This is a genomic window from Devosia oryziradicis, from assembly GCF_016698645.1.
GTDB classification, from domain to species: Bacteria; Pseudomonadota; Alphaproteobacteria; order Rhizobiales; family Devosiaceae; genus Devosia; species Devosia oryziradicis.
On the sequence record NZ_CP068047.1, the window covers coordinates 2,122,405 to 2,135,334 of the forward strand.

The following is a 12,930-nucleotide window of genomic DNA, read 5'->3' on the forward strand; positions in this document are numbered from 1 at the left end:
CACAGTCATGGCGTCGCCAGAACCCATACCGGCCCCTCGGAAGAACCGATGACCGTTCGTAGATCGGTCGCAAGCGGCGCTATCGGCGAAGTGTGTCCTGCGGACAGATCGGCCAATACCAGAAGCTGGTCAGTACCGTACCGCCGACGAAATCCAAGGGTTTCCGGCCCGCAGTCCAGCGGCTCGTAGCTGCCGTGGGCAAAGAGCCGTTGGAGCCGGCGCCGCAGCGCAAGCAGGTCCCGGGTCAGCAGCAGTTTGTCGTCTCGCCCAGTGACGGGCTCGGCAAGCCTTGCTGCCAGTGCGCCAAAATCCAGGTAACGGCGGTTGTCGGGATCGACAAAGCTCTGCTCCCAATCCTCGGCGCCGCGGTAGATATCGGGAATGCCGGGTATCGTGAGCTTCAAGGCCGCCTGGATCAGGCCCTTGCGCCGGCCGATATCCTGCAGGTGCCGGCGCGTAGCATGGAAATGCTCGAAAAAACCCACATCGGCCAACAGTTGGTCGATGAATTCACTGACTGTCGCTTCATAATCGGTGGCATTGACGCCCCAGTCGCTGCGTTCGCGGGCCTCGCGCAGCGACTTGACCATCGCCCCCTTGAGGCGGTCAGCCAGGGCATCGGCCGCCCCTGCGATCGGCCATCCGCCGATCACTAGCTGAAACAGCAGATAGAGATCGTTGGGGTGAATGCGATCGCCGTGCGGTGCCAGGTCGGACCGCCATTGCTCAACCGCGCTTCGCCACACATCCGGCGCATCGGCGATGGCACTGATGATTGCCCTGGTGTCCTCACCACGCTTGGTGTCGTGGGTCGAGGTGGCGATCATGCATTGTGGATGGGAGCCCAGACGTCGCCGGTTGCTGTCGTGGAAGGCGGCGATGGAGAGCGAGAAGCGATCTGGATGAGCACCTACCTCATTGAGCGCGACCAGGCGGTTATGGCGATAGAGTGCAGTGTCCTCGAGGCCCTTGGCCATCACGGGACCGGAAAGCTGCTGGAACCGGCCGATGGCACTGGCGATGGCGCGCGGGTCGTAGCCGGTGCTCAGCGACCCGCAGAGCAGGGCCCGGACGAAATCGAACACGGGAGGCTGGATCTGGGGCTGGCTGCGCTGCGCCATTGCCACGGCTCGCGCGATTTCGCGCCCGTCGCGTGGCGCTCCACCCTTGTCATCGACGTAGGTTCTGTAAACCGCCAGCTGGGCCAGAGTCTCCCGCAAGGCCCGGCGAAGGCCGAGTTCGGTCAGGTCGCTCGTCGCGCCTGCCGACCAGGCCACCGTCGCGAAAAGGCGAGCCAGTCCCGAGAGTTCCGCCGCCAGCTCATTGTCCATGACGCGTAGCTTGCAGCGGTATGCTTCCTCGCCGGGCTCAGGGCCGTCGCCAACGAAGTCCCGGTAGGCGGCGGTAACCGCGGCTTCGGCCCTGGCGGGCGTCAGGAGCCTGGTCAGCTGGGCGCCGATTTCGTAGCCGGTCGTGCCGTCGACAGGCCAGTCGGCTCGGAGCTGTTCGTGCGGTGCGAGGATTTTCTCTACCACCAGGTAGATCGGCCGCGGCGTCCGTTCGCGCAGCATCTCAAGATATCCCTTGGGATCGAGGAGGCCATCGACGTGGTCGATGCGCAGACCATCCACCAGGCCATCGGCGATCAGCGCGAAGATAAGGTTATGGGCATGCTCGAATACGTCTGGGCGATCGATGCGGATGCCTGCCAGGTCGCTGTTGATGAAGAAGCGCCGATAGTTGATCTCGTCGGCGGCGACGGCGAAATGCGCCAAACGCCAGTGCTGGCCAGCGATGAGACTGTCGAGTGCCGCCCAGCTGCCGGCATGACCGGGCTGTCCGGTGAGCGCGGCTATCGCGGCGTCTGCGCTGCCGTAGCGTTCGAGCAGTGCCAGCTCGTCTTGCGGCCGGATCGGCAGTTTGTCGCCGTCATAGGCCCAAACGGCAAAGCCATCGCTGTCCGCCTTGAGTCGGAGGTCACCCGCTGCCAGTGCCTGGGCATAGCTGGACCCCAGGAACGGCACCAGCAGCTTGCCTTCCATTCCGGGCCTTTGCCGATGCCAGTCTATGTCGAACCACTCCGCATAGCGGCTTTGGGGGCCGTGCTTGAGCACATCGAGCCAGAGCGCGTTGTTGGCGCCGCCAACCCCCATGTGGTTGGGCACGAAATCGAGAATGACGCCCATGTCCCGCTGCTGCAGTGCGGAAACCAGGGCGCGGAACTCTGCCTCGGTTCCCAGTTCGGGATTGATTGTCGAGTGGTCGACCGTGTCATAGCCGTGGGTGCTGCCCGTCCGGGCGCGCAGGATGGGCGACAGATAGACATGGCTGATCCCGAGGCTATCCAGATAGGGCACGAGCGCCTGTGCATCGGCGAAGGAGAAGTCCTTGTTCAGCTGCAGGCGATAGGTGGCTCGGATCGAGGTCATGCCAACGCCTCGGGGGCAAATACGAGCGCGCAATCGCTTGGCAATATCCAGAACTGCGCCGGGTCGACCGGGCGCCGGCCGGCCCCGTCATAGTCGGGATGTTCGCTCGACCAGGCGACGGTCCAGCGATGTCCCGGCGGTGGGGCAAGAAGCGGTTCGGCCATCACGCCGAACTGCAGATCACGACCCAGGTTGAGGAGGAGCAGGCGATGGCCGGACGGCTCTGCCATGAAATAGCGAACCAGCAATGCGGCATCGCCGAGCACCGCCCCGTCGATGCGGCGACCGCTGGCGTGGGAAAAGGCGGGGTCGGAGCGGCGCATGGCCAGCAGATCGCGGTGAAGGGCAAGCATGGGAGAATGCAGCTCAGCTTCCGCCCAGTCCAGTTTGCTGGAGGCGAAGGTTTGCGGGTCAGCGGGGACTGGCAACCGCTCCTGCATCACGGGATCGGCGACGCTGGGGAAGTTGCTCACCGACTGCCGCCGCCCCTCGGCTCCGGCCTTCGCCTCGTCGCCTTCGAGGCCGAGGAAATAGACGAACGGGTTGGTGGCGCCGAATTCCTGGCCCTGGAAGAGGCAAGGCGTTTGCGGCCCGAGCAGTAACAGGCTGGTTACGGCTCGGACCCGGGCGGGGGACGCGAGCGTAGCCAGGCGGAAGCCACGGGCGGAATTTGCTACCTGGTCGTGGTTCTCGAGAAAATGCACGAAGTGCTCGGATGGCGTCGACAGATTGTAAGTGCCGTAGGCCTTGTCGCGCATGTCGGAGCGCTGGCCTTGGTACAGGAAGCCGTACTTCAGGGCTGAAACCAGTTCCTGCGGCGAACCTTGATAGTCACGGTAGTAGAAGTCGTTGTGGCCGGTCACCGCCACGCGCACCGCGTGCTGGAAGTCGTCGCTGACCATCGCGTCGACGCCATACCCACCGCGGTCCGGCGGATCGATCATCAGGTGTTCCTGCGGCTGGTTCTCGACCAGCACGTAGACCTGGCGACCGCCAGCCGCCTCTCGGACCGCTTGGGTGATCTCGGCGACGATGTGCTGCTCACTGGAGTCGAACATGGCCTGCACCGCGTCCAGCCGCAGGCCGTCGAAGTGGAAGTCACGAATCCAGTAGACGGCATTGCCGATGATGAAGTCGCGAACGCCGCGGGCGCCATCGTCGTCATAGTTGAAGCTGGCGCCCCATTCGTTCTCGTATCGGTCGGTGAAATAGTGCTCGCTGTAGGCGCGATAGTGATCGCCCAAGCCGACATGGTTGTAGACCACGTCCAGGATGACGCCGATGCCGCGAGCATGGGCAGCGTCGATGAACGCGCGGATGTCGTCGGCGGAGCCGTAGGGCGCAAAAGGTGCATAAGGCAGGGTGGTGTCATAGCCCCAGCCGAAGTGCCCCTTGAAGGTGCCGATGGGCATGATGTGGAGTAGGGTCACACCCAGGTTTGCCAGATGGTCGAGCTTGCCTGTGGCCGCCCGCCAGGTGCCTTCCTGGGTGAAGGTGCCGATATGCAGCTCGTAGATCACCTGGTCCTGACGGCTGACCCCGCGCCAGCCTTGGTCGGTCCAGGCAAAGGTGTTGTCCACGATCACTGAAGGACCATCATTGCCCTCCGGTTGCCAGCGCGAAGCCAGGTCCGGCAAACGCTGACCGTCCTCGATGCGAAACCAATAGCGGTCGCCGGGATGGGCATCGGGCACGTCGGCGCCAAAATAGCCGTCGCCGAGGTCGTCGAGCGCGAAGGTTCCTCGCCCTTCGATCTCAACAGAGGCGGATTGCCGCTCCCGGGCCCAGAGTGCAAAGCGGGTGCCGCCGCCATGGGGAATGGCGCCAAGGATGTCACGAGAGAGCATGGGTGGAGGCCGGGTGGTTAAGTGTAGGTCGGCAACGGGCGGTGCTCAACTTCGTTCCGGCGACGCCCAGACCACCGCGGACCATGCTGCCAGTCGCAGTACTTCGCCATGCTGGGAAAACTCCCCACTACTCACGGGCGCCGCGGTGATGACGCAGCCGATGTCGGTGGGGTGGTCCGCCGGGTTGAGTGCCATGGACAGCGTGCCCTTCTCGAACACCCAATTGACGATGATGGCGCTGCCATGCCGCGTGCTTTTGGCGTCCAGGCAGACCGACTGGAGCAAGGGGCAGACCAGCTCGAGACGATACCCCGCCAGTGTCTGGAAGCGCCGCATGGCGTCGCGACGATCCTGCCGTCCCAACTCGCCCCACGGGTACTTGGCAGACTGAAAGGTTGCGATGTCGTTCGGGTCGGGCAGGTCCCCATCCTTGACGTCCTGCTTGAAGATTTCGCGCATCTGCTTGTAGCGGTCATCGCTCTTGGCCTGCGACACGTCCTTGTCCATGTCGATGAAGTACGGGAAGGGCGACGTGACGTGCGCCTCCTCGCCCATGAAAAACAATGGGATCTGCGGCGCCAGCATAACGACGAAATGCAGGAAATCGAGCTTGTCGGCACCGATGCGGTCCGGCAGGCGCTTGGCATCGGCGCGGTTGCCGATTTGGTCGTGGTTCTGCACAAAGGACACGAAGGCGTCTGGTGGGAGCCGGCTGGCAGGTTCGTTGCGTGTATAGCCGCCACTGTCATCACCTGCCTCGCCATCATGCACGAAGCCGTCGGCAAGGGCCTTCTCCAGGTCGGCGATGGCGTCCCTGCTCGTGTCCTCGTAGCCGTTCATATCCTCGCCGGTTACGAGAAAGTTGAGCACATGGTGGATGTCGTCGTTCCATTGTGCCGAATATTTCAAAGGCTCGTCGTTCTCGTCACGCTCGAGCAGCGAGGCGATGTTCTTCATGTTCTCGACGATCAGCTTGGCCCCGCGTTTGTCCTTGCGGGCGGTCGCCGCCAGTTCGGTGAGAAACAGTTCGCGCGCTTCGGTTTTCATCTCGTGCACCGAGTCGAAGCGCAGGCCGTCGAAATCAAACTCCGACAGCCACATGCAGGCATTCTCGTAATAGAACTGGCGCACCATGGGCTGGGTGAAGTCGATGCCCGGACCCCATGGCGTTTCAACCTCAGGGTCGAACCACTCGGGCGCATAGTCCTTCATGAAGTTCTGCTCGTCGCCGAAGTGATTGTAGACCACGTCAAGGATCAGGCAGAGACCGAGCTCGTGCGCTCTGTCGACGAGCGCACGCAGGTCGTCGCGCGTGCCATAGGCGGCTTCCGGCGCGAAGATGAGGGTGCCGTCATAGCCCCAGCCGCGATTGCCGGGGAATTCGTTCACCGGCATGATCTCGAGCGCGTTGTAGCCCGCATCGCGGAAGTGCTCGAGCCGGCGCATCAGTCCGGCAAAGGTTCCCTCAGGCGACGCTGTGCCGACATGAACCTCGCACAGCAGCGTTTCCGACCACGGTCGCAGCGGCTCGTCCCGACCGGTAGGCGTGAGCCGGGTTGTGACAAGGCTCCAGCCGTCGCTGTCGCTTTCCTGCTGGCGCGATGCCGGGTCGGGCACGTCCTTGCCATCGATGCGGAACATGTATGCGGTGCCGGGTGGGCAGGACGGAACGACCGCTTCGAGAAAGCCCTCATCGACACGGCGAAGTGGAACCGGGTCGCCGTCCTTGAAGACGACGGAAACGGCGTTGGCACTGGGTGCCCAAAGGCGAAAGGTCGTGGCCTCAGCGTCGGCTAATGCCCCAAAACGATAGTCCATTGCTATACCCATGGTTTTTCACGGGTACTCAAACGACATCGGGGGTTTGGCGTTCCCGCGGCCAAATGATGTGCGTGGGAGCCTGATAACTACGCCGCGGCCGACGCGGTTAGGCAATGTCAGGAAGCCTGCCGGCCTTGAGGCTCAGGGGGCGGCGATGGTGGAGGGGACTGGATTCGAACCAGTGTACGCTAAGCGGTCAGATTTACAGTCTGATGGATTTAACCACTCTCCCACCCCTCCACTACAGCATCGTCCGGGTAGGAAAACGAAATGCCTGGGCGCTTCGTCGGGGCGGTTTATGGTGGTCTGATGACATGGTGTCAACACCCGTTTGGCCGCGCCCGCAAGAAAAGGACAATCGGCCCAGCCTAACGGCCGGATTTCTCCCTTCCGTACAGGAGGAGCATCACGATGATGACGGCACCATAGATGATCTGGCGACCGAATTCGGCGATCTGCATCACCGACAGGATCGATTGCAGCAGCGTGATCAGAATCACGCCCGCAATCGTGCCCAGATAGTTGCCCCGCCCACCCAGGATCGACGTCCCGCCAAGGACGACGGCGGCGATGGCCGGCAGCAGATAGGCATCCCCCATCGACTGGGCCGCCTTGCCGGCATAGCCAGCCAGCAATACCCCGCCGAACGCTGCCAGTCCGCCGCACAGCGCGAAGGCGATCATGACGACGCGTTGCGTCGGTATGCCCGAGAGATAGGCCGCCGCCTCCTTGTTGCCGATGCCGTAGATGGCCCGGCCGAAGGTCGTACGGCCCAGCAGGAACACGGCGACCACACCCGTGATGGCCCAAACGATGACGGCATTGGGTACGCCCAGCACACTGCCGGCGGCCAGGTAGCGCATGGCCGGCGAGGCGCTGTCCTGCGGCGCGAAGCCGCCGGTATAGGCCACCATCAGCCCCTGGGCGACAGCGTTGACCGCGAGGGTGATGATCATCGACGGGATGCGCAGATAGGCCACGCCTATTCCGTTGACCAGACCCATCAGCACCCCGCACAGGACGCCAAAGGGAATGGCGAAGATTTCGCCCATGGGCCCATAGGCGGTGGCCGCCGAAGCCATCATGGCACCCAGGGTCACGGCCCATGGCACGGACAGGTCGATCTGGCCGAGCAGGATGACCAGCATCATGCCGGTGGCGATAACGCCAAGGAAAGCGCCCACCTTGAGCTGCTGCAGCAGGTATTCGGGCGAGAGAAAATTGGGTGAGTAAAGGCTGCCGATCAGCAGCAGGACCAGGATGCAGCCGAATGCGGTGGCCACAGGCATGTCGATGCGGCTGGTCCAGCGGGGGCGGGGAGGGGTAGTGGCGTCGAGCTTGTCGGTGGTCATCAGCGCCTCAGGTAAACAGATCGAGCCGGTTGCGCACCTGGAACAGGCGCGCGGAGCCCAGCGACACAGCCAGCAGCAGGACGACGCCCTGGAACAGCGGCTGCCATAAGGGGTCGAAATCGAAGACGAACAGCAGGTCGCCGATGGCGCGGAAGGCCAGGGCGCCGAATATGGCGCCGACCGCGCTGCCGCGACCGCCAAACAGCGACACGCCGCCCAGAACCACGGCCGCAATCGAACTCAGCGTATAGGTATTGCCATTGGCGAGCGAGGCCTCGCCCGAATAGGTGAAGAAGGTCATGAACAGCCCGCCCATGGCAGCGAAGAGGCCGCTGAGGACATAAGCCACGAACTTGGCGCGCATGACCGGTACGCCCGACATGTAGGCGGCAGGTTCCGACGAGCCCACGGCGTAGACGGCCCGGCCTATCACCGAGCGGCGGAATGGCAGCCAGACCAGCAGCACCAGGGCAATCAGGAACAGCAGGCTGGCCGGAAACACCCCAAAGACCTTGCCGGTGAGGGCATCGGCAAGCTCGGCGGAAAAACCGTCGGCGCTGCCGGGGTAGGGGCGGATCCACAAGGCAATACCGAAGAAAACTGCCCCGGTGGCAATGGTGATCACGATGGGCTGGAGCCTGCCATAAATGACCAGGAGGCCATTGAGCGCGCCGCAGGCCAGGCCGGTCAGCAATACGCCGCCGACACCGAGCGCTACTGTCACCGGCGTGCCGACCAGGAGGTAGGACGCCAGGCAATTGGCAAGGATGAAGATCATGCCCACCGACAGGTCGATGCCGGCGGTCAGCACGACAAAGGTCTGGGCCATGGCGACCAGGGCGAGCAGGACGCCCTTGTTGGCGGCGGTCTGTACCACGTTGGGCGTGAAACCGGCGGGGTGGTTGGCCAGGTAGAGGGCGAACATGATGATGAAGATGGCCAAGGCCAGCAACATGCCGCGCTGCTCGGCAAAGCTGTAACGCAACCCGTTCACGCCACGGCCTCCCGAAGGTCGATATTGAGCGCCGAAGCGATCAGCGCGTGCTCGGTGACCTCGGGCCCGACCAGCTCGCGCTTGACGGCGCCGTCATAGAGCACCACCACGCGGTCGCAGCAGCCGATGAGCTCGTCATAGTCGGTCGAATAGAGGATGATCGCCGCGCCTTCCGCCGCGAGCTGCCGCAGCAGCGCGTAGATTTCCTGCTTGGTGCCCACATCGATGCCGCGCGTGGGATCGTTGAGCAGGATGATGCGCGGTCCCACCATCAGCCACTTGGCGATCACCACCTTCTGCTGGTTGCCGCCGGACAGGGACCCGACCGCGGCAGCTGGGCTCGCCGTCTTGATTGCCAGCAACTTGATCATGCGGTCGATCGCGGCACTTTCGGCGCGCTGATCGACAATTCCCGCACGCGAGATCTGGCTCATTGCAGCAAAGGAGAGGTTGTCGCGCACCGACATGGGTAGCATCAGCCCCTCGGTCTTGCGGTCCTCGGGGATCAGCGCCATGCCGATATCGGGGGCCTTGGCCTTGCGCGGGCCGTTGATGGCGCGGGACTTGCCGTCAATCAGCACCTCGCCGGACACGCCGCGCAGCACGCCGAACAGCGCCAGCAGCAGTTCTCGTTGCCCTTGTCCGTCAAGGCCGCCCAGGCCGACAACTTCGCCGGCGCGCGCCGTGATCGATACGCCGTTTAGCCGCTGCAGCCAGCTCAGGTTGCGCGCTTCCAGGACCGGCGTCGCGGCTGGATCGACATTGCTGGTCTTGGGCGGGAATACCGAGCTGTATTCGCGCCCGATCATGAGTTGGACGACCTCGTCGTCGGTCTTGCTGCCGGCCGGATAGGTGGCAATCTTGCGGCCATTGCGGAAGACCGTGCAATCGTCGGCCAATTCGGTGATTTCGTGCATACGATGGGAAATGTAAAGCAGGGCGATGCCCTCGCTGCGGAGCCGCTTGAGGACGCCGAAAACCGTCTCGACATCGGCCGCCGTCAGGGCCGACGTGGCCTCGTCGAGGATCAGGACGCGTGGCTTGCGCGCCAGTGCCTTGGCGATCTCGACAATCTGGCGGCGCGACAGGGGCAGGTTGCGCACCAGCTCCATTGGGTGAATGTCGCCACCGCCGGCGCGCTCCAGCGCCTCCCGGGCGATGGCCTGCTGCGCCTTGCGGTCGATCATGCCGAACCGCGTGGGCGGGTTGGAAATGACGATGTTGTCGGCGACGCTCAGGTCGGGGATCAGCGAGAGCTCCTGGAAGATGCAGACGATGCCGGCGGCATTGGCTGCGGCCGGGTCGGCGAAGCTGACCTCGCGGCCATCGAGCATCATTCGCCCTTCATCGGGCGCCACCACGCCCGACATGATCTTGATCAGGGTGGACTTGCCGGCGCCGTTTTCGCCCAGGATGGCGTGCACCTTGCCGGCTCGAACCACCAGGTCAGCCTTGTCGAGCGCATGCACGCCGCCATAGCGCTTGGAAACGCCTTCCATGCGGAAAAGCGGAACTTCGTCGTCCATACCGATACCCCTGCCGATCGGCCGCGGAAAATTCCCGCGGCCGTCTGTCGCATCCAGCTTACTGGTTGGCTTCCGTCTGTCCCATGATTTCCTGCGCCGTGAAATTGATGCCGCAGGTGGGGAAGGCGTTGCCGACGAAGAAGTTGTCGGATTGGTCGGCGTAGAAGTTCTCGCCATCCTTGAAGTCGGGATCTTCGACGATGGCCAGCGGCAGCTTGACCGACTGCGGCACGACCTTGCCCTGGAGCGCGTCGAGCGCCGTCTTGATGGCAACGGCCACCTGGGCCGGGCCCGTGCCTGCGGACGAGCACTTGAGGCCCTCGGCGGCATGGGCGGCGCAGAACTTGCGGAAGCCGTTCTCGGTTTCGCCACCAAAAGGCACGAAGGGATGGCCGGCGTCGATCATGGCCTGCACCACGCCGGTATCGCCACCCTGGGCAGTGATGCCATCGAACTGGCCCTGGACGGCAATGGCGTCGGCGGTGGCCTTCTGGGCGGTGCCGTCATCCCATTTGCCGACAACCTCGAACACTTCGAAAGGCTTGCCGCTCGCATCCAGGGTCTCGTGGATGCCGTTGTGGCGATCGGTATCGACCGATGTGCCGGCCACGCCGCGCACTTCGAGCACCTTGCCGCCGTCCGGCAGATGCTTGATCAGCCAGTTTGCCCAGAGTTCGCCGAGACCCTTCTGGTCCACGTTGACGTTGATGGCGTCGGTGGTGTCGAGGATGTTGTCGAAGGCGACCAGCACGATGCCGGCTTCCTTGGCACGCTTGATAACGGGGGCGAAGGCCTCCGGATTCTGTGCATTGACGACAATGGCGTCGTAACCGCTGTCGATGAAGTTATTGATGGCCGAGATCTGCGCGGCAACGTCTTCGCCCGTGGACACCACCTTGAATTCGGACAACAGCGCCGCGACGTCGGGCTGCGCGGCGTAGGCCTTGGCCGTCTGGATCATCTGGATGCGCCAGGTGTTGGCGATGTAGCCATTGGCCAGCGCTACCCGGAACGGGCCCTCCTTGGCTGGGAACTGGAAGAACTGCGTGTCTTCCGCCCATGGCACATGGCATTCGGGATCGGTGGCGGGACCGGCGACAATGGCTGGTTCGGCCATTGCCACGGTGCTGAGTGCCGTGGACAGCACCATTGCGGCGGCCGTGCCGCTGACGAGCTTGAGCAGTGCAGACGATTTCATCGGTTTCCTCCCAGAACGTTCAGCCCTCCGGAGCGATGTCGGTTTTCGGCAGCATTTTTCCCTCTGTGCCCCGATATCGCCGCGCTGAATGGCGTTAGCATTAAGCCCGGCAGGTTCGCTCATCAAGCGAATTATCATTGATATTAATTATTCGGACCGCGTTGCTGTCGCAACGGTCGTTGTTGGAAAATCGTCCGTCTGGCTAAGGGGCCGACGGCATGCGGAAGTACCCGCGATCAGGCGAGGGGAAACGCATCAAAAAGTAGGGGAGTGGAGCGGGTAGCGGGAATCGAACCCGCATATTCAGCTTGGAAGGCTGCTGCTCTACCACTGAGCTATACCCGCCCGGTCGGTGACCGACGCGTTAGCCAATAGCCCGTCATAGTCCGGGCTGACAACCCCTCGGCACCACAGAATTGTGGGTCAGCGAGTGGCCGTCGCCTGACCGGAATGGGGCTAGAGCCAGCCTGCCAGGATGCCCGCGCCACCAAGGGCGAAGGCGGCGCCGGCAAAGCGGGCCATTGTCTTGCCGAAGCGAGCAGTCAGTCCTGCGACGCCGAAAGCTGCGGCAAGGCCGGCGAGGTGGAGCAGGGCGGTTGCAGCGACGAAACCCAAGGCATAGGTCAGTCCGCCGGCCGCTCTGGGCATTTCCGCGCCATGCGCGTGCCCATGGAAGACAGCGAAAACGCCGACAAGCGCCATAGCGGCCGCAACGGGCATCGGGCGGCCCAGGGCGGCGGCTCCACCGATGACGATGCTCGACAGCGCGATGCCCAATTCAACGAACGGCATGTCGACCTGAGCGACGCCCAAGGCAAAGCCGACGATCATCATCCCGACAAAGCTCAGCGGTACCAGCCAGAGCGCCCGGCCACCCAGCACAAAGGCAAAAACGCCGACGGCGACCATTGCCAGGATGTGATCAATGCCACCGATCGGGTGCTCGAGGCCGTGGAAGAACCCGGCGCCATGGTCGATTCCGGTGTGGGCGAAGGCCAGGCCGGGGGAGCCAAGCAGAATGGCCAGTGCCAGCAAAAGACGCATCTTCATCCTTCCGGGGCCCTTCGCCCCTGAGTGATCGTGTCGGTGCCGCCGAACTTCCCTGAACTCGCAAATCCATTTATTGGCCGCGCATTGCCAATTGTAAATGGTGATCCTGATGGCGCCGTCGCGCGTTAGTTGGATAGGAAGCGGCGCTACGCCGCGAAAGTATAAGGGTATTCGTGTTGTTGCTGATCATTTTTGCCGTGCTCTTCCTGTTGCTGGTTCAGGTCGCTCTGCCGGGCCGCTACCTCGCGATCCAGGTAGGAAACGACGCGCAAATGGGGCCTCGTGATGATTTGCCCGAGCCGAGCCGCGAACTGGCGCGTGCGAGGCGGGCGCTGGGCAACCTGCAGGAAACGCTGCCGGTCTTTCTGACCCTGGCGATCCTGTCCATTGTGCTGGGCGAGCAGGGTTGGCTGTCCCTGGCAGGCGGCGCGCTGTACCTGGTGGCGCGGGTGGCCCATCTCTACTGCTACATGCAGGGGCTTACGCCCTGGAGATCTGTCAGTTTTCTGATCAGCCTGCTTGGCAATTTACTGCTTGCCGTGCCGCTCTTGCCCCATCTCTGGAGCTAGGTGCAAAGGCTCTTGCGAAACGCGCCTATTGCCATTAGACAGACCCTCGCCTGAAGGGGTTTAGCTCAGTTGGTAGAGCATCGGTCTCCAAAACCGAGGGTCGTGGGTTCGAGTCCCCCAGCCCCTGCCAGGCGTTTTTCCTAG

General features: G+C 63.5%; 9 protein-coding genes and 3 tRNA genes. 2 read left to right on the forward strand and 10 right to left on the reverse strand.

Going from position 1 to position 12,930, the window contains the following annotated elements; all coding sequences use genetic code 11:
- Positions 1-5: 5 nt before the first annotated feature.
- The 10 genes from treY to JI749_RS10650 all read right to left on the reverse strand — a co-directional run bounded on the left by treY (position 6) and on the right by JI749_RS10650 (position 12,217).
- Positions 6-2,429 (reverse strand): malto-oligosyltrehalose synthase, encoded by a 2,424-nt coding sequence (gene treY / locus JI749_RS10605; RefSeq protein ID WP_201653274.1) that lies wholly within the window; start codon positions 2,427-2,429, stop codon positions 6-8.
- A complete protein-coding gene (gene treZ, locus JI749_RS10610) occupies positions 2,426-4,276 on the reverse strand; it encodes a malto-oligosyltrehalose trehalohydrolase (protein ID WP_201653277.1) in 1,851 nt (616 codons plus the stop codon). Before treZ ends, treY begins: the two co-directional genes overlap by 4 nt.
- 45 nt (positions 4,277-4,321) lie before the next feature.
- On the reverse strand, positions 4,322-6,094 hold the full coding sequence (locus tag JI749_RS10615) for an alpha-amylase family glycosyl hydrolase (RefSeq protein ID WP_201653280.1): 1,773 nt from the start codon (positions 6,092-6,094) through the stop codon (positions 4,322-4,324).
- Positions 6,095-6,252: 158 nt separating this feature from the next.
- Positions 6,253-6,337: transfer RNA gene (locus JI749_RS10620), tRNA-Tyr, on the reverse strand.
- Positions 6,338-6,465: 128 nt separating this feature from the next.
- Positions 6,466-7,449: an ABC transporter permease gene (locus JI749_RS10625; protein ID WP_201653283.1), complete on the reverse strand. Its 984-nt coding sequence runs from the start codon at positions 7,447-7,449 to the stop codon at positions 6,466-6,468.
- A 7-nt stretch (positions 7,450-7,456) separates the two neighbouring features.
- Positions 7,457-8,404, reverse strand: a complete 948-nt coding sequence (locus tag JI749_RS10630) for an ABC transporter permease (protein WP_407644910.1) — start codon at positions 8,402-8,404, stop codon at positions 7,457-7,459.
- Positions 8,405-8,439: 35 nt separating this feature from the next.
- Positions 8,440-9,969, reverse strand: a complete 1,530-nt coding sequence (locus tag JI749_RS10635; RefSeq protein WP_201653289.1) for a sugar ABC transporter ATP-binding protein — start codon at positions 9,967-9,969, stop codon at positions 8,440-8,442.
- A gap of 58 nt (positions 9,970-10,027) precedes the next feature.
- Positions 10,028-11,119, reverse strand: coding sequence for a sugar ABC transporter substrate-binding protein (locus JI749_RS10640; RefSeq protein WP_233280929.1), 1,092 nt, complete (start codon positions 11,117-11,119; stop codon positions 10,028-10,030).
- Positions 11,120-11,438: 319 nt separating this feature from the next.
- A tRNA-Gly gene (locus JI749_RS10645) sits at positions 11,439-11,512 on the reverse strand.
- Positions 11,513-11,623: 111 nt separating this feature from the next.
- Entirely contained in the window at positions 11,624-12,217 is a 594-nt protein-coding gene (locus JI749_RS10650; RefSeq protein ID WP_201653295.1) for a HupE/UreJ family protein, read from the reverse strand.
- A 173-nt stretch (positions 12,218-12,390) separates the two neighbouring features.
- Between JI749_RS10650 and JI749_RS10655 the strand changes: the two genes are divergently transcribed.
- Together JI749_RS10655 and JI749_RS10660 are read left to right on the forward strand one after the other, a co-directional pair.
- Positions 12,391-12,786, forward strand: a complete 396-nt coding sequence (locus JI749_RS10655; RefSeq protein WP_201653298.1) for an MAPEG family protein — start codon at positions 12,391-12,393, stop codon at positions 12,784-12,786.
- A gap of 54 nt (positions 12,787-12,840) precedes the next feature.
- A tRNA-Trp gene (locus tag JI749_RS10660) sits at positions 12,841-12,916 on the forward strand.
- Positions 12,917-12,930: the final 14 nt, after the last annotated feature.

Bases quoted from the DNA above. Each gene is read 5' to 3' on its own strand.
- JI749_RS10615 (WP_201653280.1), bottom strand. From the start codon at position 6,094: ATGGACTATCGTTTTGGGGCATTAGCCGACGCTGAGGCCACGACCTTT.
- JI749_RS10635 (WP_201653289.1), bottom strand. From the start codon at position 9,969: ATGGACGACGAAGTTCCGCTTTTCCGCATGGAAGGCGTTTCCAAGCGC.
- JI749_RS10630 (WP_407644910.1), bottom strand. From the start codon at position 8,404: ATGTTGCTGGCCTTGGCCATCTTCATCATCATGTTCGCCCTCTACCTG.
- treZ (WP_201653277.1), bottom strand. From the start codon at position 4,276: ATGCTCTCTCGTGACATCCTTGGCGCCATTCCCCATGGCGGCGGCACC.
- JI749_RS10625 (WP_201653283.1), bottom strand. From the start codon at position 7,449: ATGACCACCGACAAGCTCGACGCCACTACCCCTCCCCGCCCCCGCTGG.
- JI749_RS10650 (WP_201653295.1), bottom strand. From the start codon at position 12,217: ATGAAGATGCGTCTTTTGCTGGCACTGGCCATTCTGCTTGGCTCCCCC.
- treY (WP_201653274.1), bottom strand. From the start codon at position 2,429: ATGACCTCGATCCGAGCCACCTATCGCCTGCAGCTGAACAAGGACTTC.
- JI749_RS10640 (WP_233280929.1), bottom strand. From the start codon at position 11,119: ATGGTGCTGTCCACGGCACTCAGCACCGTGGCAATGGCCGAACCAGCC.